We start from the raw sequence: 22,602 nt of genomic DNA, 5'->3' as shown, positions 1-22,602 counted from the left end.
CAGGTCTCCAAACAGTTGCGGGGCCGCATCAGCTCCAGGGTTCCAGAATGATCTTCGGGGCCGCCACGATGCCCTGGCGCAAGTCCCTGAACGCCTCGGCACCCTTTCCAAGCGGGCGCGTCTGAAACCAGTCCAGAGGGCCCAGCCGTCCGTCGAAAATCGCCTGCGCGGTATCACGGAAGTCCTGCGCGGTATAGGCGTAGGTTCCGATAAAGGTGATCTCTTGAAGGGTCATGCGCCGCACGTCCAGCCCGCCGGTGTCTTCGCCCAGTCCCACATGTGTGATCACCCCCCCCGGCACCACATGTGCCGACGCCGCAGCACGCGTTGCGGCATAACCGACGGCGTCGATCACAACCGGATACATTCCTTCGGCGGCGCTCAGGGCGGTTTCCCCGCAGGCGTCGATCAGGAACGCGCGCCGTGTCGCGTTTGGTTCGACAATCGTCACCTCCGCAACACCCATCGCCTTGAGCGCAAGCGAAGCAGCCAATCCGATTGCACCACCCCCCAGCACCAGCGCCCGGCGCTCCATTCCCGGATGCAGGGCCGCCAGTGCCAGCCGCACCGCGTGCCAACTGACCGCCAAGGGTTCGGCCAGCGACGCCTTGTCCAGCGGTACGGCGTCCGGCACCGTCACAAGGTTGGACGCGGGCATGCTGACATATTGCGCAAACGCCCCCGGTCGCGGTTCCATCGAGATGATCTGACGGTCCGGGCACAGGTTTTCCCGCGCGCTGGTGCAGGCGGGGCAGGTGCCGCATGTCACCAGCGGATTGACCGTGACGCGGGTGCCATCCATCGGTCCGCCCTGAACCACACCCGCCGCCTCGTGCCCAAGGATGAGCGGGGCGGGGCGGCGGGCGTCATGGCCAAGATAGGCGTGCATGTCGGACCCGCAGATCCCAACCGCTTCGACGCGGATCAGGTGTTCGTCGTCGCGCGCGGTGATATCCGGCACATCGCGGTAGGCAAGCGTTTCGACGCCCTCATAGACCAAGGCTTTCATTTCGCGGTAAATCCTCCGTCCACCATCAAGACCTGTCCGGTGACATAAGCCGACGCATCCGAACACAGGAACAGAAGTGGGCCATCGATATCCTCCATCCTGCCATTGCGCCCGATGCAGGTCTGCGCCGCATTGCGCGCCGCGCGCTCCGGGTCTGAGAATACCGCCTGTGTCAGTTCGGTCGGAAAGAACCCCGGCCCGATGGCATTGGCGGTGATGCCATGCGGCGACCACGCCTCGGCCATGGCGCGGGTCAATTGCGCAATGCCGCCCTTGGTGGCGCCATAGGCGATGCCACCGGGGAACGCGCGTGTGGTCTGGAGCGAGGCAAAATTGACGATCCGGCCCCAGCCTTTGGTCTTCATCGCGGGAACAAGCGCCTGGCTCAGGAAAAACGGCGTTGACAGGTTCAGCGCCAGCGTCATGTCCCACCCCTCGGGTGTGACGGTGTCCGCAGTCTCCCGCGTGTTGATCCCGGCGGCATGGACCACGATATCCGGCGGGCCGAACGGTTTTGAGACAGTCTCGGCCAGCGCTGCCATCGTGGCGCGATCCGACACATCCGCAACCATACAGGCCGCGGCAAAGCCGATCTCGTTGCTGAGACTTTCGAGCGCGTCCTGACGTCGCGCCACGCCGACCACCATGGCACCGGCCGCAGCCAGCGTCACCGCCGCACGTCGTCCAAGGCCGGAACTGGCCCCGGTGACAAGGGCGACCTTGCCGCCAAGGTGGAACAGGTCCGCAGGGTCAGCCATCTGCGGTCAGGTCGAAATTCACGCCGGGAAAGTACTTGGCCAGACGCACATCCGCCGCGCGGGCGTGGCCTTCCATGCCTTCCAGCCGCGAAATCCGCGCGGTCGCTTCGGCCACCGGACGTGACCCTTCGCGGGTGGCACGCTGCCATGTGACGATCTTCATGTACTTGTGGACCGACAGCCCACCTGTATAGCTTGCCGCGCCCGAGGTCGGCAGGACGTGGTTCGTGCCGGTCGCCTTGTCGCCATAAGATACCGTGGTTTCCTCACCCAGAAACAGCGAGCCATAACAGGTCAGGCGGTTCAGCCACCAATCCAGATCCTCGGCCTGCACGGTCAGGTGTTCGGGGGCATAATCGTCGGAACAGGCGGCCATTTCCTCGCGGTCGGAACAGAGGATCACCTCGGCATAGTCGCGCCACGCGGCGGCGGCGTTCTGGCTGTTCACCTCGGGCAAATCGTCGATCAGGCCGGGCACCAGCTCCATCACCTTTTGCGCCAGCGCGCGATCATCCGTCACCAGCCAGACGGGTGAATTGTAGCCATGCTCGGCCTGGCTGACGAGGTCGGTGGCGACGATCAGCGGATCGGCGGTCTTGTCGGCAAGGATCAGACTGTCGGTTGGCCCGGCGATCATGTCGATGCCGACGCGGCCAAAGAGGATGCGCTTGGCCTCGGCCACGAACTGGTTGCCGGGGCCGACAAGGATATTGGCCTTGGGCAGACCGAACAGCCCGAAGGTCATCGCGGCCACACCCTGCACGCCGCCCATCGCCAGTATCCTGTCCGCGCCGCAGATATGTGCGGCATAGATGATCGCCGGGGCCACACCGACGCCGGGGCGGGGGGGCGAACAGGCGGTGATATGACGGCAGCCGGCCACTTTCGCTGTTGTCACGGTCATGATGGCCGATGCGATATGGCTGTAGCGCCCGCCGGGCACATAGCAGCCCGCCGCATCCACAGGGATCGCCTTTTGTCCCGCGATCATTCCCGGCACGATCTCGACTTCGACCTCCGACACGGTGGCTTTTTGCGCCTCGGCAAAGCGTCTGACATTGTCATGTGAAAACTCGATATCCCGCTTGAGCTTTTCCGGCACCAGCGCACTGGCCGCTTCGATGTCTTTGGCAGTCAGCATGACAGTGCCTTCGTACTTGTCGAAGTTCCTGGCGTATTCCAATGCCGTCTCGTCACCACCAGCTTCGATATCGGCAAGGATGGTCTTGACCGTTTCGTGCACTTCGGACGCATCCGATTTCGCCGTCAGGGTCGCTTTCTTGAGGTATTCACGTTTCATCGTCAGGACGTCCTACTTGTAGATATCGGGCAGCAGTGTGGTGGAAATCGCCGGAACATAGGCAATGAAGAGAACCACGACGAACATGCCAAGAACGAAGGGAATGGCGCGTGCGGCGATCTTGAGGATCGATTCCCCGGTGATGCCGGAGACCACAAACAGGTTAAGCCCAAGTGGCGGCGTAATGAACCCCACACCCAGCGCGGTGATCATCATGATGCAGAACTGGATCTCGTTCATGCCGATATTGTCGGCAAGCGGCTTGAGAATGGGCGCAAGGATAACGATGTTCGGCGTTGTCTCCATCACGCAGCCCGCCGCGATCAGAATACCGATCATCAAGAGGATGAGCAGCCACGGCTCGTCCGTCATGCCGGTCACAGCGGTGACAAAGCCCTGTGGCACCCCCATGATCGCCAAGGCTTCGGCCAGCGGAGCGGAAAAGGCGATGATCGGCAGGATCACCCCGTTGACCTTGGCCGAACTGACCAGCATCGCGGGGAAGTCGGCAAAGGACAGCGTGCGCAGGAAAAAGCCCATGATGATGGTCACAACCACTGCCGTCGCACCGGCCTCGGTCGGGGTCAGTCGGCCCGAAAAGATGCCGTAAAAGATGATCCCCGGAACGATGAACGCGTACCAGCCGGACTTGAGCGATGCGCCCAGCCGCGTGAAGTATTCGCTCATCGACACGTTGCCGCCGCCCTCATAGCCATGGATGCGGTTGACGATCACGTTGGTGACAAGGATCGAAATCAGGATCGCAAGACCGGGGATCAGCGCCGCCAGAAACAGCGTCGAGGCGGAAATGCCCAGAACAAGGCCGATGATGATATAGGCAATCGACGGCGGAATGAGGATGCCGGTACAGGCGCCCGCTGCCACCAGCGCACAGGCATAGGGGCGGGGATAACCCGACTCTACCAGCCGCGCGATTGTCATGCGGCCCACGGCGGCCGCGCCCGCCGCGTCAGAGCCCGAGATGGCCGCGAACATGCCGCAGACCAGCACCGTGGCCGACCCGAACCCACCCTTGGCGAATTGCGTCAGCGCCTCGGCCACGTCGAGGAACTTGCGACTGAGACCCGTTCGGACCAGCACGTCACCCGTGAGGATGAAGAGCGGCACGGCGGTCAGCGCGAAGGCGTCGATCCCGGTGAACAGGCTTTCGCCCACAGCACTCAGCGGCAGGTCGCCCGACATTGTCAGCATGATGATCGCCGCAGCCCCGATGGCCGCCCAGACCGGCACCGCCAGCGCGATCAGCGACACGAACAAGATCACCGGAACGTAGAAATCCCAGCCAAGTTCGACTGTCTGATTGATTTGTTGCCACATGGGTCAGGGTCCCTCAGTCAAACAGCTTGTCGCCTTCGTAGACGTCGGTTCCGTCCCGAAGGGCTTTGACATCACGAAGGAAGGATTGCAGCAGACGCCAAATGATCAGGGCGAACCCGACCGGCACCGCCATCAGGAACCACGCCTGCGAAATCCGCAGCCCGGCGGTGACCGACCCGAAGTTCAGCGACACATGCACCGTTTCGATGGACCAATAAAGCGCCACCAGCGCCACGAGGAACATGACCAGATCGCCGAAGATATAGAGCAGCGCCTTGAGGCGTGGCCCAAGGTAATGCATGACCACGTCGATGCGGATATGGGCGCGCTCCTTGACCGCTGCGGCGGCTCCGATCCAGGCAAGGTAGATGAAGGAATAGCGCACGATCTCTTCGCCCCAGATCGACGAATAGGCAAAGATTTCCCGCCTTAGCACTTCGATGGCCATGGTGATGACCAGCATCACGTAGAAGGTCAGAAGCAGCCAGCGTTCGGCATTTCGGTCGATCTTGCGCAATGTTTCCATGTGGCCCTCGGGACGTCACGGCATATCTTGCCCGGACCGGCGGACCGGGGTGCAGACAGACCGTTGTGGGAAGGGGCGGGCGCCGCGAAACAGCGCCCGCAGGTCAGGGATCAGGCGTCGTGGACGTAGTACTGGCCCATCGTGCCAGCCGCTTCGACCAGCTTGTCGAACGTGTCCATCGACCCGGCCAGTTCGGTCTTGAAACCGTCCCATTCGGACCGCTGATAACCGACGGTGTCCTGCCATTCGGCCAACTGATCGTCGCTCAGCGAATGGAATTCGACCCCGGCCTTGCGCATCTCGGCCATCGCGAAGGTCCGCGAGGATGGCACCTTGGCAAGGTTCTGGTGGAAGCTCATTTCCGACGCCCACTCGATGGCCTCCTGCACGTCGCCGGGCAGGGTGTTGTACCATTCGAGGTTGCAGGCGTAGCACTGGCTGTCCGGCACCGCCTGGGTGAAGGTGACGTGGCTCAGGATGTCCTTGAAACCAAAGGCATAAAGCGCGCCAACCGCCGGGTCCAAGGCATCCGCCACGCCCTGTTTGATCGCCGACGGGGTTTCGCCCCACGCCACCGGCGTCGGGTTCGCACCGCCCATGCGGTAGAACTGTTGCAGCATCTGCGATCCGGGCACCCGGAACTTGACGCCCTGAAGGTCGGCCGGTGTGATGATCGCGTCGCCACCCTGACGCACCGCCATGACGCGTGGGTCGATGCAGAAATAGAACATCGGCTTGAAGCCGCGGTCTTCGACAAGCGCGTTTACTTCGGTCTTCCAGATATCCGATGTGACAAGATTCACGAAGCGTTGGTTGGCACCGCAGAAATACGGCATGTTGATCAGGTCAACTGCGGGCGCGAAGGGCGCAAAGTTGGACAGCGAGAACTGACCGGCATTGACCGTACCGCCCTGAACCTTCTGTGCCAGCGCCGACCCGGTTCCCAGCTGACCACCCGGCGCAAGTTTGACGTAGATCTTGCCGTTTGATGCGTTCTGAAGGTTTTCCTTCACGTCGAGCTGCATCATCGGATAGCTGCGCGTGGTGCCGATGACGTATTCGGTGGCCAGCGTCATCACATGGTCTGCGGCGGCTTCGCGCTCGCGCTCTTCGTTGGCGGTCTGTGCAACGGCCTCGGACGACCAGAGCAGCCCACCGGCACCCGCCACCATTGCAGCGGTAAAGCCGCCCGTGCTCATCAGTTTGAGAAAATTGCGGCGCTCGGCAGAGGCGAGCTCCTTGAGTTCGTCAGTCATCTGGTCTCCTCCCAATTGACGTCAGCTGCCGTTCTTGTTCTTTCGGTCAGCCTCTTTTTGAAGAATCGCCACGACGAACAGGATCGACGCCGCGAACAGAACCAACATCTCCCCGATATCAGACAGGAACGCCGCCCCTGCAAAAGCACCCAGCGCGACATTGGCGAAAAACACGGCAAAGACGATGGCGGATGCTGCAAGAAACATGACGAACCCCTGAAATCATATTGATTCTGAAATCAGTGTAAGCGCTTGCATTCGATTCATGCAAGCGCTTACATTTTTTCATGACAGATTCTATAATCACTTGGTGTAACGCGCGGTCTGCGCGCGTTTTCGTGAAAGGGTAATGGTGTCCGAATTGCGATCTGTACCAACACTGGACGACGTCGCGCGCACCGCTGGCGTTTCGACGGCGACGGTGTCGCGCTGTCTGAATTCGCCCGAGCGCGTGGTCGAACAAACGCGCAAGCGCGTGATGTTGGCCGTTGAACAGCTTGGCTATACCCCGAATTTCGGCGCCCGTGTGATGGCGGCCAAACGCACCTTCACCATCGGGGCGATCATTCCGACCATGGAAAACGCCATCTTCGCGCGTGGGCTGCAAGCCTTCCAGGAGGCGTTGCATGCACGGGGATACACCCTGCTTGTCGCGTGCTCTGCCTATCAACCCGGCGTCGAGGAAGAACAGATCCGGGCGCTTGTTGCGCGCGGCGCGGATGGGCTTTTGCTTATCGGGCAAGACCGCGATCCGTCAGTCTATCGTTACCTGCATTCCCGTTCCATCCCGGTCCTGTCGGCCTGGGTCTATACAGCGGACAGCGATCTGCCGACGGTCGGATTTGACAATCGCCAGTCCATGCGCGCGCTGGCACAGCAAGTGATCGACTTTGGCCACAAAAGGATCGGGCTTGTATCGGGCATCACCAGGGACAACGACCGTGCGGCAGGCCGTGTTGCTGGCTTGCGCGATGCCATGCGCGCCAATGGTCTGAGCGATGAGAACCTGACCACCATCGAAACACCTTACGAGATCGAGAACGCTGCAACGGCGATGCAAACGCTGATGAGCGCGGTCGAACGGCCGACCGTTGTGATGTGCGGCAACGATGTTCTGGCCGTCGGCGCATTGCGCGGGGCGCGCGACATGGGGCTTTCTGTACCCGAGGATGTGTCGATCACCGGCTTTGACGATATCGAACTGTCCCGGATCGTCACGCCGCAGATCACAACCGTCCATGTGCCGCATCGTGAAATGGGCAGGCGGGCCGCCGAAGCGCTGATCGACATGGTTGAAAAGCGCAGCGCAGGTGCGTCCATTGAACTGACCGCGACGTTGCAGATGCGCGACTCCCTCAAAGAGCTGACGGGCTCTGCGCCGCGCCGCCGTTAGGACGCAATCACAACTTCGGTGTCCCAGGCGCTGCATTTCTCGGGAAGCTCGGCGGGCAGGGGCGCGTCGGTGAACAGCGTGTCTATGGCCGAAAGCGACGCAATGCGGGCCGGAGCATTGCGTTTCAGCTTGGACGCATCCGCAACCAGAAAGGTCTTGCGCGCCTGTTGCAGAATGGTCTGGCTGACGCCCACCTCCTGAATGTCGAAATCAAGCAGGTCGCCATCGCGATCAAGGGCCGAACACCCGATGATCGCGAGGTCGAACTTGAATTGCAGGATGGTTTCCGTGGCCAGTTTTCCGACAAGCCCGCCATCGGTGCGTCGCAGATGCCCGCCAGTCACCACAACCTCGCATTCCTGCGTTTCAGCCAGGATATTCGCGACATTCATGTTGTTCGTCACCACCAGCAGGTTCTTGTGATCCCGCAATTCCCGCGCCACGGCTTCGGTGCTGGTGCCGATGTTCAGAAACAGCGAAATGTTATTCGGAATCCGCGCAGCGCAGGCCTTGGCCATCGCCGCTTTCGCATCCGCATTCAGCGTGCGCCGTTGTTCGTACCCGATATTTGTCGTGCTCGAGGGCAGCATCGCCCCGCCATGAACTCGTTGCAGGCGGCCTTCTTCGGAAAGGTCGGTCAGGTCTCTTCGAATGGTCTGAAGCGTGACACCGAAATGCTGGGCCAGCCCATCTACGGTGACCTTTCCGTCTTTTCGCGCGATTTCAAGAATGTCTTTGTGGCGAAAGGCGTGGGACATGGGTGCAGCTCGGTCAGATTCAGATTGGGCACCCCGACAATGATTCCGCGACAGGCTGTCAAATCCGCAGGGGTAACGCTGTGTTCAGTCATCATAAGCGCGACACGGCGCGAAAACCTAGTGCGAATTTTCGTTTCCTTCCAACTGGATAGACCAAAGCGAACAAAAACGAAAAAATTCACCTTGCGTAACGCAAATCTGAACCGCATAAATTGCGGGTGATTTACGTGGCCTTGGGAGGTGGTACGCGGTGATCGACAAGACCATCGAACCAACGGATATTTTTATCATCGGGGGCGGCATCAACGGATGCGGCATTGCCCGCGATGCCGCAGGTCGTGGGCTGTCTGTCACGCTGGCCGAGATGAATGATCTGGCCTCAGCGACATCCTCTGCGTCGACCAAGCTGTTTCACGGCGGTTTGCGCTATCTTGAATATTTCGAATTCCGTCTGGTGCGCGAAGCGTTGGTTGAACGTGAAGTGTTGTTGAAGGCGATGCCGCACATCAGCTGGCCGATGCGATTTGTCCTTCCTTATCATGAGGATATGCGGTTCGAATCCGACACGCCGACATCCCGGCTGCTAAGCTATGTCATGCCGTGGATGAAGGGTCGCAGACCGGCCTGGCTGATCCGTCTGGGCCTGTTCATGTACGACAATCTGGGTGGGCGTCATATCCTGCCCGGCACGTCGACGCTGTCGCTGAAGGACACGCCGGAAGGGGCGCCACTGCAAGAGCGGTTTGCCAAGGCTTATGAATACTCGGATTGCTGGATCGAGGATTCCCGCCTCGTCGTCCTGAACGCCCGCGATGCCGAGGCGCGGGGCGCGAAAATCCTGCCCCGCACCAAAGTGTTGTCGGCAACCCGCGAGGCGGATCTCTGGTGCGTCGAAACGCAAAATACCGAAAATGGGGATACCCAGATCCACCACGCCAGGATGATCGTGAATGCCGGTGGACCGTGGGTTGGCGACATCATCCAGACCAAGGTGCGGCTGAATTCTCGCGAAGGCGTGCGCCTTGTACGGGGATCACACATCGTCACGCGCAAGCTTTATGACCATGACAAGTGCTACTTTTTCCAGGGCAGCGATGGCCGGATCATTTTTGCGATCCCCTACGAGACCGATTTCACGCTGATCGGCACCACGGACGCCGAACATGATGATCCGTCGAACAAGCCTGTCTGCACGCCGGATGAACAATCCTACCTGATCAATTTCGCAAACCAGTACTTCAAGCAGGACTTGTCTGACGCCGACGTGGTCTGGACCTATTCCGGTGTCCGCCCGCTTTATGACGATGGTGCCAGCAGCGCCACGGCGGCGACGCGGGATTATACACTCAAGGTGGATGCCAACGGCGGTGCGCCGATTCTGAACATCTTTGGCGGCAAGATCACGACCTATCGCCGCCTCGCGGAAAGCGCGCTTGAAAAGGTCTCGGAACACCTCGCCAATGTCAAAGGTCCGTGGACCGCAGGTGTGGCACTGCCGGGGGGTGATTTCCCGGTGGATGGGTTCGACGCCATGGTTGCAGACCTGCAGGACCGGTTCCCGTTCCTCAACGCGTTCTGGGCCCGTCGCCTTGTCCGCGCCTATGGCACCGAAGCGGCGTCGATCCTGGGGACTGCACGGGAAGCGGATGATCTGGGCAAGGATTTCGGCGCAACCCTGAGCGCCGCCGAAGTCCTGTGGCTTATGGAAAACGAATACGCGCGCACCGCAGAAGACGTCGTGTGGCGGCGCAACAAGCTTGGTCTGCGGCTGAGCAAGGATCAAATCGATACATTGGACACCTGGATGGCGACGCACCGCCGGTCCGAGTCCAAGGCAGCAGAATAGGGGGCGGGGCATGACACTCGAGCTTAAAGGCGTGTCCAAGGTGGTAGAGGGGCAGACCCATATCTACCCGACGGACCTCACGCTGGAGAAAGGCACGATGAACGTGCTTTTGGGGCCGACCCTGTCGGGCAAGACGTCGCTCATGCGTCTGATGGCTGGGCTGGATGTGCCCGCGACCGGGCAGATCATCTGGCAGGGCAAGGATGTCACCGGCATGCGTGTGCAGGATCGCAAGGTGGCGATGGTCTACCAGCAGTTCATCAATTACCCGTCGATGACCGTCTACGACAATATCGCATCCCCGATGAAGCTGATGGGCGTCGACAAGTCCGAGATCGACCGCCGCGTCCGCGAAACCGCCGAGTTGATGAAGCTGACGCCGATGCTTGACCGCAAGCCGCTGGAATTGTCCGGCGGGCAGCAACAGCGCTGTGCCTTGGCGCGCGCACTGGTAAAGAACGCAGGTCTGGTTCTGCTGGATGAACCGCTGGCCAACCTGGACTACAAGCTGCGCGAGGAGCTGCGGATCGAGATACCCAAGATATTCGAAGAATCCGGCTCGATCTTCGTCTATGCCACAACCGAACCCGAAGAGGCGTTGCTGCTGGGCGGCAACACCGCCACGCTCTGGGAAGGCCGCGTCACGCAGTTCGGCCCAACGCCCGAGGTCTACCGCCAGCCGGTCGACGCGACCACGGCGCGGGTGTTCAGCGATCCGCCGATGAATTTCCTCGCGGTGACCAAATCGGGCAACCAACTGACCTTTGGCAACAACCAGTCAACACAGGCGATGGGCCGTTTGGCAAAGCTGCCCGATGGCAAGTACACCGCCGGATTCCGCCCCAATCACCTCGAAATCGGTCAGCACGCGGCGGATGCCATGTCGTTCACCACGCAGTTGACCGTGACCGAATTGACCGGGTCGGAAACCTTTGTGCATCTCGACCACCACGGTCAGCGCTGGGTCGGTCTGATCCACGGGGTGCATAACCTGACACTGGGCGATGACCTGACCGTGTGGCTTGATCCGCGTCATGTCTACGTCTTTGACGAACAGGGCAAAATGATTGCTCCCGCGTCTTATGCGCTGGCGGCTTGAGGGAACGGATATGGCAAAGATCACACTTGATAATCTGGCACATTCCTATCTGCCCAATCCCAAGTCCGAGGATGATTTCGCCCTCAAGGAGCTGAACCACGATTGGGATGATGGCGCGGCCTATGCTTTGCTGGGAGCATCCGGGTGCGGAAAATCCACGCTTCTCAACATCATCTCGGGCCTCTTGCACCCAAGCCAGGGGCGTATCCTGTTTGACGGGCAAGACGTGACACAGGCCCCAACGGCAGCGCGCAACATCGCGCAGGTGTTCCAGTTCCCGGTCGTCTACGACACCATGACCGTGCAGGACAATCTCGCCTTCCCATTGCGTAATCGCGGCCATGACGAGGCCTATGTCGCTGCCCGCGTTCAGGAAATCGGCCGCATGATCGGCATGGAGGACATGCTGAAGAAGAAGGCGCGCGGGCTGACGGCGGATGCCAAGCAGAAGATTTCGCTGGGTCGCGGCATGGTGCGCAAAGACGTGAACGCGCTTTTGTTCGATGAGCCCCTGACCGTGATCGACCCGCATATGAAGTGGGAATTGCGCACGCAGTTGAAGAAGCTGCATCACGATTTCGGCCACACGATGATTTACGTCACCCACGACCAGACCGAGGCGCTGACTTTTGCCGACAAGGTGGTGGTCATGTATGACGGGCGCGTCGTGCAGATCGGCACACCTGAAGAACTGTTCGAACGCCCTGAGCATACATTTGTCGGCTACTTCATCGGCTCGCCGGGCATGAACGTGCTGCCGGTCGATGTTCAAGGCGCAACCGCACATATCGGAGGATCTGAAATCCCGCTCTCCGGAGGGTACGCGTCTTTGTCGGGCAAGGTCGAACTGGGTGTGCGACCGGAATTTGTTAACCTCAGCGCGACCGACGGCTTGCCGGTCAAGGTCAAGCGTATCGAGGATGCCGGTCGTCACAAGATCATCCGACTTGATTTTTTCGGACACGATATCAACGCGATCGCGGGCGAAGATGATGTGGTCACCGCAGACATGACCCATGTCACGTTCGATCCCGCGCACACCAATATCTACGTCAATGACTGGCGCGTTGCCCCGGATCAGTCACAACCCATCGGGGAGGCCGCGTGATGGAAAAGACTGTCAACCAGAAAGCGTGGTACCTGGTCCTGCCAGTGCTCATCCTCGTGGCATTCTCGGCGGTGATCCCGTTGATGACCGTCGTCAATTATTCGGTGCAGGACACGTTCGGGAACAACCAGTTCTTCTGGGCGGGCCTTGAATGGTTCGAAGAGATGCTGAACGACGACCGCCTTTGGGGCGCGTTGGGGCGGCAGTTGATGTTCTCGGGCATCATTCTGCTGATCCAGATTCCGCTGGGTGTGTTCGTGGCGCTCAACATGCCGAAAAAGGGCTTCTGGGCCAGCTTCTGCCTTGTCTTCATGTCGCTGCCGCTCTTGATCCCGTGGAACGTGGTCGGCACCATCTGGCAGGTCTTCGGGCGCGTCGACATCGGCCTTTTGGGGCACACGCTGGCGGCACTGGGCATCGACTACAACTACACCAGCGATCCCTTCGCGGCCTGGGTCACGATCATCGTGATGGATGTCTGGCACTGGACCTCGCTGGTCGCACTTCTGGCCTATGCGGGTCTGCAATCCATCCCCGACGCCTATTACCAGGCGGCCAAGATCGACCAGGCGTCCCGCTGGAAGGTGTTCCGCTTTATCGAACTGCCCAAGATGATGGGCGTGCTGATGATCGCCATTTTGCTGCGCTTCATGGACAGCTTCATGATCTACACCGAGCCATTCGTCGTCACCGGCGGTGGACCGGGCAGCACCACCACACTTTTGTCCATCGACCTTGTGAAAATGGCGCTGGGGCAGTTTGACCTTGGACCGGCCGCCGCGTTCTCGCTGATGTATTTCCTAGTTATCCTGTTGATTTCATGGGTGTTCTACACCGTCATGGTCAACCTCGACAAGCGGGAGGGCTAAGTCATGACCGATGCAACCACCACCAGCATTCCCGGCAACCTGACCGCAGGCGGCAGCAAGAAGCGCGTAAAGGTCAACGGCTCTGCCATCGTCATGGGGCTTTACCTGCTCTTCCTGATGCTGCCGATCTACTGGCTGCTGAACATGAGCCTCAAGACCAACACCGAAATCCTGAACGACTTCACGCTGTGGCCACGCACGTTCACGCTCGACAATTACCGCACGATCCTGACGGATCCGAGCTGGTACATGGGGTATGTGAACTCGCTCATCTATGTGGTGATGAACACGGTGATCTCATTGGCCGTTGCCTTGCCCGCCGCCTACGCGTTCAGCCGCTATCACTTCATGGGGGACAAGCACCTGTTCTTCTGGCTGTTGACCAACCGCATGGCCCCGCCTGCCGTGTTCGCGTTGCCGTTCTTTCAGCTTTATTCGTCGGTTGGGTTGTTCGACACCCATATCGCGGTGGCCCTGGCGCATTGCCTCTTCAACGTGCCGCTGGCGGTGTGGATTCTGGAAGGCTTCATGCGCGGCGTGCCGAAAGAGATCGACGAGACAGCCTATCTGGACGGCTACAGCTTTGGCCGCTTCTTCACGCGTATCTTCATGCCCCTGATCTCAAGCGGCATCGGGGTCGCCGCGTTCTTCTGCTTCATGTTCTCGTGGGTCGAACTGTTGCTGTCGCGGACACTGACCACTGTTGATGCAAAGCCCATCGCGGCGATCATGACCCGCACGCAGGGTGCCTCGGGCATCGACTGGGGTGTGCTGGCTGCGGCGGGCATCCTGACCATCGTGCCGGGCGCGCTCGTGATCTACTTCGTGCGCAACTACATCGCCAAGGGCTTTGCCCTGGGGAGGGTGTGATGCAAGCGATTATGAACCATTCCCCCGTCATCCTCGGGCTCGACCCGAGGATCTGTTTGGCAAGAGGTCCTCGGGTCGAGCCCGAGGATGACGGTCACACTACGAACAGGAGGACCACCTGATGGATCTCTCATGGATGGCATGGACATGGCCGACCGCGATCTTCTTCATGGTCATCGCGAGCCTGCTGATCGTCTTCACGATCCTCGCAATCAAATTCCCCGAGACACCCCGCGTGGGTATCTTGCGGATCGAAACGACGCGCGGTGACCGTTTGTTCATCACGCTTCTGGGCAGCGCCTTCATCAATATCGCCTGGCTTGGACTGGTCGGAGAAAACCAGCCCTGGGCCATGGCGGTCTGCGCGCTCTATGCGCTCGCGGTGTTCCGCTGGGTGTAATCGCATAACCCGGCATCCTCCCGGAAGCGGGGGTGTGCCAATCTTCAACCAAGTTCTCAATAACGGGGAGGAACCTAATGAACTTGAAACTGAAATCTTCAACAGCGGCATTGCTGATCCTTGCGGGTCCGGCTTTTGCCGATATGGACGCCGCACGGTCGTTCCTGGACGCGGAGATCGGCGATATGTCATCGCTCGACCGCGCGGCACAGGAAGCCGAGATGCAGTTCTTCATCGACGCGGCCCAGCCCTTCCAGGGCATGGACATCAAGGTGGTGTCCGAAACCATCACCACACATGAATACGAAAGCCAGGTGCTTGCCCCGGCTTTTACCGCGATCACCGGGATCAACGTCACACATGACCTGATCGGTGAAGGTGACGTCGTTGAAAAGCTGCAAACGCAGATGCAGTCGGGCGAAAACATCTATGACGCCTACATCAACGACTCCGACCTGATCGGCACCCATTGGCGCTATCAGCAGGTGCGCAACCTGACCGACTGGATTGCGGGCGAAGGCGCGGACGTGACGTCGCCGACGCTTGATCTGGACGACTTTATCGGGACGCAGTTCACCACCGCACCCGATGGCAAGCTGTACCAGTTGCCGACCCAGCAGTTCGCGAACCTGTACTGGTTCCGCTACGACTGGTTCAACGACGAGCAGAACAAGGCCGATTTCGAAGAACAGTTCGGCTATGAGCTTGGCGTTCCGGTCAACTGGTCGGCCTACGAGGACATCGCCGAATTCTTCACCGGCCGTGACCTGAGCCGTATGGGTGTCGAGGGCGAAGTCTTTGGCAACATGGATTACGGCAAGAAAGACCCCAGCCTTGGCTGGCGGTATACCGATGCGTGGATGTCCATGGCCGGCATGGGCGACGTGGGTGAACCCAACGGCCTTCCGGTCGACGAATGGGGCATCCGCGTGAACGAGAACTCGCAGCCAACCGGGTCTTGTGTGGCACGGGGTGGCGCAACCAACGCACCTGCTGCCGTCTATGCTGTTGAAAAGGCGATCGAGTGGCTTGAAAAGTACACGCCTCCGGCAGCCGCTGGCATGACCTTCTCCGAAGCAGGCCCAATCCCTGCTCAGGGGAATATCGCACAGCAGATGTTCTGGTACACGGCCTTTACCGCAGACACCGTAAAGCCTGATCTGCCGGTGATGAACGAAGACGGCACACCCAAGTGGCGCATGGCCCCAAGCCCGCATGGCGTTTACTGGAAAGACGGCCAGAAAGTCGGCTATCAGGACGTTGGATCCTGGACGCTGATGAAGTCCACTCCGGTGGATCGGGCCCAGGCGGCCTGGCTCTATGCCCAGTTCGTCACCTCCAAGACTGTGGATGTGAAGAAATCCCATGTCGGTCTGACCTTCATCCGCGACAGCTCGATCAACCACGAGAGCTTCAGCGAACGTGCGGACAAACTGGGTGGTCTGGTGGAATTCTACCGCTCGCCCGCGCGTGTGGCATGGTCGCCCACCGGGACAAACGTACCTGACTATCCGAAGCTGGCTCAGCTGTGGTGGCAGAACATCGGCGATGCCATGTCCGGTGCGAAATCCGCTCAGGAAGCGCTGGATTCGCTCTGTGCAGACCAGGAACGCGTCATGGAACGTCTTGAGCGCGCAGGCGTGCAAGGCGACATCGGTCCGGTCATGAACGAAGAGCGGGACGCCCAGTACTGGTTCGACCAGCCGGGTGCGCCGTATGCCAAGCTCGACAACGAGGACGAAGAACCCCAGACCGTTTCCTATGACGAGCTGATCAAGTCCTGGCAGTAAGCTGACCCTGATCGGGGCGCGCCGAACCGTGCGCCCCGATTTTCGTTTTTTCCTTTCCCATTTGATCCTTTTCCGCCGTCCTGAAACAGTGGACTGACCAAACACGTCACCAGAGGAGGCTCGCCGCACATGACCCATATTCTTGCCATCGACCAAGGCACGACCTCGACGCGCGCCATCCTGTTTGACGAAACCCTGACCGCCGTCGCCTCGGCGCAGGAAGAATTCGACCAGCATTACCCAAACAGCGGCTGGGTCGAACACGATCCTTCGGACCTGTGGTCCACGACAGCGGCCACCTGCCGCGCCGCCATCGAAAAGGCCGGGGCAGGGACCGACGATATCGCGGCCATCGGCATCACCAACCAGCGCGAAACCACGCTGGTCTGGGACCGCAAGACCGGCAAACCGGTGTTCAACGCCATCGTCTGGCAGGACCGGCGCACGTCCGAGGTGTGCAAGGCGCTCAAGGCGGACGGGTTCGAAGAGGTCGTAACTGACCGCACCGGGCTGTTGCTTGATCCGTATTTCAGCGGCACCAAACTGGCGTGGATTCTGGACAATGTCGATGGCGTCCGCGCCCGCGCCGAGGCGGGGGAATTGGTGTTTGGAACAGTGGACACCTGGCTGGTCTGGAACCTGACGGGGGGCCGCGTCCACGTCACCGACGCTACCAACGCCGCGCGCACGATGCTTTACGACATCCGCAAGGGCCGCTGGTCCAAGACCATCTGCGACAAGCTGGGCATCCCGATGTCGATGCTGCCCGAGGTCAAGGATTGCGCCGCCGATTTCGGTGAGACCCGCGCCGATCTGTTCGGCCGCGCCATCCCGATCTGCGGGATTGCAGGTGACCAGCAGGCGGCGACCGTGGGGCAGGCGTGTTTCAAGCCGGGAATGCTCAAGTCGACCTACGGTACGGGGTGTTTTGCGCTGCTGAACACCGGGGACACGCCCGTGACGTCGACCAACCGGCTGCTGACGACCATCGCCTACCAGTTGGACGGCAAGCCGACCTATGCACTGGAGGGGTCGATCTTCATTGCGGGCGCGGTTGTGCAATGGCTGCGCGATGGGCTTAAAATCATCCGCGAAGCCAAGGAAACACAGCCTTTGGCGGAAAAGGCCGACGACACGCAGGAGGTGGTGCTTGTGCCGGCCTTCACGGGCCTTGGCGCACCTTATTGGAACGCCGAATGCCGGGGTGCGATTTTCGGCCTGACGCGCAATTCAGGGCCAGAGGAATTCGCCCGCGCGGCGCTTGAAAGCGTGGGCTACCAGACGCGCGATCTATTGGAGGCGATGAAGGCCGACTGGTCCGGCACCTCCGAAACCGCGCTGCGGGTGGATGGCGGGATGAGCGCGTCGGATTGGACCATGCAGTTCCTCTCTGACATCATCGACGCCCCTGTGGAGCGGCCCAAGGTGCTGGAAACCACCGCGATGGGCGCGGCGTGGCTGGCGGGCTACAAGGCGGGTGTGCTGCCAGACATGGAAGCGTTCGCCGCGCAATGGGCTGCCGATGGCAGGTTTGAACCGGACATGAACGCGGATCTGCGGGACCGGAAATACGGTGCGTGGAAGCGGGCGATTGATGCGACCATAGGTTTTGCCGGCTGATCTCAGGCCGAAGCGATCCGATCCGACAATTTGTGCGCAACAAATTCCGTTTTTAGAATGTGATTGATGCAGATCAAATCTCCAGAGGCGCTACTTTGATATTCTGAATCAAGAATATGAAGGAGCGCAACACATGGTACTTAATTGGAAAGTCGGCGGGCTGCTGCTCGGGCTGGTGTTTTTCGCCGCCGTGCTGCTGGTCAAACCCATCGGGGTGTCGACGCAGTTCGTGATCCTGGACGGGATCGTGGCGGATATCGTCAAACCGGATTTCATCACCCACACGGACGAGGGCTACACCTCGACCAACGCCTACATGGCGAAGTCGGGCGGGAAATATGCAGGCAGCGCGGCCGACCCGTTGAATTACAGCTTTATCTTTGTGCTGGCGATGGCGCTTGGGGCGTTTTTGTCTGCACGCCTGCGTGGCGGCGTTGATGCACTGGAACGCTCTGCCCCCGAGATCTGGCGGGCGAATTACGGTGACACGCCGATGATGCGCTACGCCGTCGCGTTTCTGGGCGGGTTCATCGTGCTTTACGGCGCGCGACTGGCCGGGGGCTGTACCTCGGGGCACATGATGTCGGGTATGATGCAGACCGCATTGTCGGGCTACATCTTTGCCGCCGGTGCCTTTGCCGCCGCCATTCCCACCGCCATGCTGATGTACAAAAGGGGCTGAGCCATGACCTCCATTCTACTTGCTATCGTGATTGGTGCGGCGTTCGGTGCCGTGCTGGACCGGATCGGGGCGACCAACCCCAATTGGATCGGCGGCATGCTGACGCTGCGACGGCTGCACCTGATGAAAACCATTCTTCTGGCCATTGGCACGGGGTCGATCCTGATGTTTGGTGGACAAATGCTGGGATTGGTCGATGTGGGCCACATGTCGGTCAAAGCTGCGTATATCGGCGTTTTCATCGGTGGTCTGATGCTGGGCGCAGGTTGGGCCGCATCCGGCTATTGCCCCGGCACAGGCGTCTGTGCGGCGGCGACCGGGCGCAAGGACGCGCTGTTCTTCATCGCGGGCGGATTGCTGGGGGCGGCGGCGTATATGGCGACTTACCCGGCGTGGAAAGCCTCGGGCCTGCTGGAGGATCTGGCAGGGGGCAAAGTGACATTGGGGTCGGTGCCGGGATCGTCCTTTGACGGGATCATGGCACTGTCGGGCGACATTCTGGGTCTTGTTCTGGGCGCGGTTTTTGTGCTGGTGGCCTTCGTGCTGCCGGACAGTCTGGTTGACGACGGCCAAACAGCGGAAATGCCGGCGGAGTGATCTGAGCCATTGGTTAAAACAAAATCGCCCCGACCGGTGTCGGGGCGTTTTTCGTTGTCTCGGCTAAAGTCTGGATGGCGCGTCACCCAACCTTAAGGACAATCTTCCCGATATGGGTGGACCCTTCCATCCGCGCATGGGCCTTGGCAGCATCCGTCAGCGCAAATTCACTGTCCATCACCGGCGCAATCCGCCCGGACGCCAGATGCGGCCAGACCTCGGTTTCCAGATCGCGGGCGATGGCGGCCTTGGAGGCGACCGATTGGGGACGCAGGGTCGATCCCGTGATCGTCTGGCGGCGCATCATCAGCGGTGCGAAATTTACTTCGGCCTTGGGGCCTTGCAGGAACGCGATCTGCACCAGCCGTCCGTCCTCGGCCAGCGCCCGCAGGTTGCGCGGGATATAGTCACCACCGACCATGTCGAGGATCACATCCGCGCCGCCTTCGGCCTTCATCGCGTCGACGAAATCGACGTCCCGGTAGTTCCACGCGGCCTCCGCGCCCAACGCGATGCAGGCATCGCATTTCTCACCCGATCCGGCGGTGGTGAACACCCGCGCGCCGCGCAAGCGCGCCAACTGGATTGCGGTTGTGCCGATGCCGGATGATCCGCCATGCACGAGAAACCGCTCTCCGGCCTGCAAGCCACCGCGCCGGAACACATTTGACCAAACGGTAAAATATGTCTCGCAGAGTGCGGCCGCCTGATCCATCGGCATACCGTCAGGCACGGGCAGCGCGTGATCGGCAAAGGTTGTGACGTATTGCGCATAGCCGCCACCGGGCAAGAGCGCTGTCACAGCGTCGCCCACCTGCCAGCGCGACACTCCCGGTCCCACCGCAGCCACCGTGCCAGCCGCCTCGAGACCGGGAAGGGGGGACGCATCGGGCGGCGGGTTGTAGGCCCCGGCCCGTTGCAGCGCGTCAGGGCGGTTCACCCCGGCAAAGGCCACCTTGATCAGGATCTCGCCCGCCTTGGGTGTCGGCACAGGCACTGTTGCGGGCTGCAAGACCTCCGGTCCGCCATTGGCGGTGATTTCGACCGCAGTCATGGAGCTGGGTAGGGTCATGGCGATGGGGCCTCCTGTCAATGTGGTCTTCCTTGTGTCGCAGATTGCAGCCTTACTGCAAGCCGCGAAAACAGAGTTTCGCCGCGCAGTGAAAAACCAAGACACCGTTCCACGGACGCCGACCCGGTCCCCCTGTCGCGTTCTTTCGCACAAGCCAACAGTTGTGAGCCTCCCCGCGATGCCCTAATCCTGTGTCCAAACAAACAGGTCAAAGGGGAGACAACCATGACAGACGGACCCGACTACGGTTTCGACACGCTTCAGATCCACGCAGGCGCACGGCCCGACCCGGCCACCGGCGCGCGGCAGGTGCCGATCTACCAGACCACCGCTTATGTGTTCCGCGACGCCGATCACGCGGCGGCTTTGTTCAACCTTCAGGAAGTGGGCTACATCTATTCCCGCCTGACCAACCCGACCGTGGCCGCGTTGCAGGAACGCATGGCGACACTTGAAGGCGGGGCAGGCGCAGTCTGCTGTTCCTCGGGGCACGCGGCGCAGATCATGGCGCTGTTCCCGCTGATGGGACCGGGCAAGAACGTCGTCGCCTCGACCCGGCTTTACGGCGGTTCCGTCACGCAGCTCAGCCACACGATCAAACGTTTCGGCTGGTCCGCGACATTCGTCGATTTCGACGATCTGGACGCGGTCAAGGCGGCGATCAATGACGACACCCGCGCGGTGTTCTGCGAATCCATCGCCAATCCGGGTGGCTACATCACCGATCTGGATGCGATCTCTGCAATCTCGGACGCGGCGGGCATCCCGCTCATCGTCGATAACACAAGCGCCACGCCGTATCTCTGCCGTCCCATCGAACACGGGGCCACTCTGGTGGTGCATTCTATGACCAAGTACCTGACCGGCAACGGCACCGTCACCGGCGGCGTGATTGTCGACAGCGGCACCTTCGACTGGTCCGCCTCCGACAAGTTCCCGTCGCTCAGCGCGCCGGAACCCGCCTATCACGGTCTCAAGTTCCACGAGACCTTTGGTCCGCTGGCCTTTACCTTCCACGGCATCGCCATCGGTCTGCGCGACCTTGGCATGACGCTCAACCCGCAAGCGGCGCATTACACGCTGATGGGGATCGAAACCCTGAGCCTGCGGATGCAGAAGCATGTTGAGAACGCGATGGAAGTGGCGGCATGGCTGGAAACCCATGATGCGGTCGAAGCGGTGACCTATGCCGGGCTGCCATCCTCGCCCTACAATCATCGGGTCGGGACGATCTGCCCGAATGGCGCGGGTGGGCTGTTCACGGTCAAGCTCAAGGGGGGGTATGAGGCCTGTGTGAAATTTGTGGATTCGCTTGAGATCTTCAGCCATGTGGCCAACCTTGGCGACACGCGCAGCCTTGTCATCCATTCCGCCTCGACCACGCACCGCCAGTTGACGCCGGAACAGCAGGAGGCGGCGGGCGCAGGTCCAAGCGTGGTGCGGATATCCATCGGGATCGAAGACCCGGCGGACCTGATTGCCGACCTCAATCAGGCGCTGAACGCGGTCAAGTAAGACCGGGGAAGGCCCTTCTCCGCATTTTTGACAATGCGGCAAGCCCGGTCGAACGGGCTTGCCGACCGGATTACAGCGTGATCGCCTGCATCACCTGCGGTTCGATCACGTCCAAGTCCGGAAGCGCCCGCACCAGCCCTTCGGCCGATTGTTCCAGCGCCGGGAAGGTGCGGTAATGGCAGGGAATCAGCGTCTTGAAGTCGAAATACCGTTTGGCCGCATAGGCGACCCCGGCCATGTCCATCGTGTAGTACCCGCCCGCCGACAGAATCCCGATATCCGGTCGGTAGTAATCGCCGATCCAGTCCATGTCGGCCATGATCGACGTGTCCCCCGAGAAATAGAGCGTTTTCCCGTCGCCGCGCAGGATGAACCCCGTCTCCATCCCCATATATCGCGGCGTGTCCCCAACCTGCATGGTCGACGAATGCGAGGCAGGCACCAGCGTCGCTGCCGTATTGCCCAGTGTGATCGTGCCGCCCTTGTTGAAGGCGTGGCCTTCTTTCGCGCCAAGACCGTGCAGGTGTTTGGCCAGTTCGACCATCCCCGAGACCGGTGCACCGGTCTTGCCCGAGATCTCGACGATGTCGGCGGTATGATCACCATGGCCATGTGTGACCAGAATATGCGTCGCGCCTTCAATCGCGGCCGCGTGATCCTTGGTCTCCATCATCGGATTTCCGTTCAACCAAGGGTCCACCAGCAGCACCTGATCGCCGATCTCGATCCGGAACGAGCCGTGTCCCAACCAAATGATATTCATCCGTGATCTCCTTTTGTCCTGTTGTTTGCAGGC

The 22,602-nt window shown here is 60.7% G+C and carries 22 protein-coding genes; 12 read left to right on the top strand and 10 right to left on the bottom strand.

The annotated features are described in order from the left end of the window. Nucleotides 1-28: 28 nt before the first annotated feature. The 7 genes from ACTIEN_RS09655 to ACTIEN_RS09625 all read right to left on the bottom strand — a co-directional run bounded on the left by ACTIEN_RS09655 (nucleotide 29) and on the right by ACTIEN_RS09625 (nucleotide 6,394). Nucleotides 29-1,009 (bottom strand): zinc-dependent alcohol dehydrogenase, encoded by a 981-nt coding sequence (locus ACTIEN_RS09655; RefSeq protein WP_439522918.1) that lies wholly within the window; start codon nucleotides 1,007-1,009, stop codon nucleotides 29-31. Beyond that, nucleotides 1,006-1,767 carry an SDR family NAD(P)-dependent oxidoreductase gene (locus ACTIEN_RS09650; RefSeq protein ID WP_439522917.1) on the bottom strand — a complete coding sequence of 254 codons (762 nt, stop codon included), beginning with the start codon at nucleotides 1,765-1,767 and terminating at the stop codon, nucleotides 1,006-1,008. The genes ACTIEN_RS09655 and ACTIEN_RS09650 overlap by 4 nt, the downstream gene beginning before the upstream one ends. Next, a complete protein-coding gene (gene hisD / locus ACTIEN_RS09645; protein WP_439522916.1) occupies nucleotides 1,760-3,067 on the bottom strand; it encodes a histidinol dehydrogenase in 1,308 nt (435 codons plus the stop codon). Before hisD ends, ACTIEN_RS09650 begins: the two co-directional genes overlap by 8 nt. A 12-nt stretch (nucleotides 3,068-3,079) precedes the next feature. Further along, on the bottom strand, nucleotides 3,080-4,405 hold the full coding sequence (locus ACTIEN_RS09640) for a TRAP transporter large permease (RefSeq protein WP_439522915.1): 1,326 nt from the start codon (nucleotides 4,403-4,405) through the stop codon (nucleotides 3,080-3,082). Nucleotides 4,406-4,418: 13 nt separating this feature from the next. Next, complete coding sequence (locus ACTIEN_RS09635; protein WP_439522914.1) at nucleotides 4,419-4,931, bottom strand: TRAP transporter small permease; 513 nt, start codon at nucleotides 4,929-4,931, stop codon at nucleotides 4,419-4,421. 110 nt (nucleotides 4,932-5,041) lie between these two features. Further along, a complete protein-coding gene (locus ACTIEN_RS09630) occupies nucleotides 5,042-6,187 on the bottom strand; it encodes a TRAP transporter substrate-binding protein (protein WP_439522913.1) in 1,146 nt (381 codons plus the stop codon). Between the two features lie 21 nt (nucleotides 6,188-6,208). Continuing rightward, entirely contained in the window at nucleotides 6,209-6,394 is a 186-nt protein-coding gene (locus ACTIEN_RS09625; RefSeq protein WP_439522912.1) for a hypothetical protein, read from the bottom strand. 145 nt (nucleotides 6,395-6,539) lie between these two features. Here ACTIEN_RS09625 and ACTIEN_RS09620 point away from each other — a divergent pair, with 145 nt between their 5' ends. Further along, complete coding sequence (locus ACTIEN_RS09620) at nucleotides 6,540-7,580, top strand: LacI family DNA-binding transcriptional regulator (protein ID WP_439522935.1); 1,041 nt, start codon at nucleotides 6,540-6,542, stop codon at nucleotides 7,578-7,580. Here ACTIEN_RS09620 and ACTIEN_RS09615 read toward each other — a convergent pair. Beyond that, the gene (locus ACTIEN_RS09615; protein ID WP_439522911.1) at nucleotides 7,577-8,338 is read right to left on the bottom strand and encodes a DeoR/GlpR family DNA-binding transcription regulator; all 762 of its coding nucleotides are present in this window, start codon (nucleotides 8,336-8,338) and stop codon (nucleotides 7,577-7,579) included. The two genes, ACTIEN_RS09620 and ACTIEN_RS09615, sit on opposite strands and share 4 nt — an antisense overlap. Before the next feature lie 250 nt (nucleotides 8,339-8,588). Here ACTIEN_RS09615 and glpD point away from each other — a divergent pair, with 250 nt between their 5' ends. The 10 genes from glpD to ACTIEN_RS09565 all read left to right on the top strand — a co-directional run bounded on the left by glpD (nucleotide 8,589) and on the right by ACTIEN_RS09565 (nucleotide 19,219). Continuing rightward, on the top strand, nucleotides 8,589-10,184 hold the full coding sequence (gene glpD / locus ACTIEN_RS09610; RefSeq protein WP_439522910.1) for a glycerol-3-phosphate dehydrogenase: 1,596 nt from the start codon (nucleotides 8,589-8,591) through the stop codon (nucleotides 10,182-10,184). A gap of 10 nt (nucleotides 10,185-10,194) precedes the next feature. After that, nucleotides 10,195-11,283 carry an ABC transporter ATP-binding protein gene (locus tag ACTIEN_RS09605; RefSeq protein WP_439522909.1) on the top strand — a complete coding sequence of 363 codons (1,089 nt, stop codon included), beginning with the start codon at nucleotides 10,195-10,197 and terminating at the stop codon, nucleotides 11,281-11,283. A 10-nt stretch (nucleotides 11,284-11,293) separates the two neighbouring features. Beyond that, nucleotides 11,294-12,391, top strand: a complete 1,098-nt coding sequence (locus ACTIEN_RS09600) for an ABC transporter ATP-binding protein (protein WP_439522908.1) — start codon at nucleotides 11,294-11,296, stop codon at nucleotides 12,389-12,391. Then, nucleotides 12,391-13,260 carry a carbohydrate ABC transporter permease gene (locus ACTIEN_RS09595; RefSeq protein WP_439522907.1) on the top strand — a complete coding sequence of 290 codons (870 nt, stop codon included), beginning with the start codon at nucleotides 12,391-12,393 and terminating at the stop codon, nucleotides 13,258-13,260. The genes ACTIEN_RS09600 and ACTIEN_RS09595 overlap by 1 nt, the downstream gene beginning before the upstream one ends. A gap of 3 nt (nucleotides 13,261-13,263) precedes the next feature. Continuing rightward, complete coding sequence (locus tag ACTIEN_RS09590) at nucleotides 13,264-14,130, top strand: carbohydrate ABC transporter permease (protein WP_439522906.1); 867 nt, start codon at nucleotides 13,264-13,266, stop codon at nucleotides 14,128-14,130. Between the two features lie 121 nt (nucleotides 14,131-14,251). Then, nucleotides 14,252-14,530 carry a DUF2160 domain-containing protein gene (locus ACTIEN_RS09585; protein WP_439522905.1) on the top strand — a complete coding sequence of 93 codons (279 nt, stop codon included), beginning with the start codon at nucleotides 14,252-14,254 and terminating at the stop codon, nucleotides 14,528-14,530. A 77-nt stretch (nucleotides 14,531-14,607) separates the two neighbouring features. Continuing rightward, nucleotides 14,608-16,320, top strand: a complete 1,713-nt coding sequence (locus ACTIEN_RS09580; RefSeq protein ID WP_439522904.1) for an ABC transporter substrate-binding protein — start codon at nucleotides 14,608-14,610, stop codon at nucleotides 16,318-16,320. Nucleotides 16,321-16,449: 129 nt separating this feature from the next. Then, nucleotides 16,450-17,940 carry a glycerol kinase GlpK gene (gene glpK, locus ACTIEN_RS09575; RefSeq protein ID WP_439522903.1) on the top strand — a complete coding sequence of 497 codons (1,491 nt, stop codon included), beginning with the start codon at nucleotides 16,450-16,452 and terminating at the stop codon, nucleotides 17,938-17,940. Between the two features lie 133 nt (nucleotides 17,941-18,073). Further along, nucleotides 18,074-18,622 (top strand): YeeE/YedE thiosulfate transporter family protein, encoded by a 549-nt coding sequence (locus ACTIEN_RS09570; RefSeq protein WP_439522902.1) that lies wholly within the window; start codon nucleotides 18,074-18,076, stop codon nucleotides 18,620-18,622. Nucleotides 18,623-18,625: 3 nt separating this feature from the next. Further along, nucleotides 18,626-19,219, top strand: coding sequence for a YeeE/YedE thiosulfate transporter family protein (locus ACTIEN_RS09565; RefSeq protein WP_439522901.1), 594 nt, complete (start codon nucleotides 18,626-18,628; stop codon nucleotides 19,217-19,219). Nucleotides 19,220-19,301: 82 nt separating this feature from the next. Here ACTIEN_RS09565 and ACTIEN_RS09560 read toward each other — a convergent pair whose 3' ends face one another. Then, a complete protein-coding gene (locus ACTIEN_RS09560) occupies nucleotides 19,302-20,291 on the bottom strand; it encodes an NAD(P)H-quinone oxidoreductase (protein WP_439522900.1) in 990 nt (329 codons plus the stop codon). Nucleotides 20,292-20,516: 225 nt separating this feature from the next. On the opposite strand from ACTIEN_RS09560, the gene ACTIEN_RS09555 reads away from it, so the two are divergent. Further along, on the top strand, nucleotides 20,517-21,806 hold the full coding sequence (locus ACTIEN_RS09555; protein ID WP_439522899.1) for an O-acetylhomoserine aminocarboxypropyltransferase/cysteine synthase family protein: 1,290 nt from the start codon (nucleotides 20,517-20,519) through the stop codon (nucleotides 21,804-21,806). Nucleotides 21,807-21,876: 70 nt separating this feature from the next. Here ACTIEN_RS09555 and ACTIEN_RS09550 read toward each other — a convergent pair whose 3' ends face one another. Beyond that, nucleotides 21,877-22,569 carry a metal-dependent hydrolase gene (locus tag ACTIEN_RS09550; RefSeq protein WP_439522898.1) on the bottom strand — a complete coding sequence of 231 codons (693 nt, stop codon included), beginning with the start codon at nucleotides 22,567-22,569 and terminating at the stop codon, nucleotides 21,877-21,879. Nucleotides 22,570-22,602 lie beyond the last annotated feature (33 nt).

The sequence above is a fragment of the Marivita sp. genome (assembly GCF_051859345.1).
Taxonomy (GTDB): Bacteria; Pseudomonadota; Alphaproteobacteria; order Rhodobacterales; family Rhodobacteraceae; genus Marivita.
This window is presented reverse-complemented; position numbering and strand designations above follow the sequence as displayed.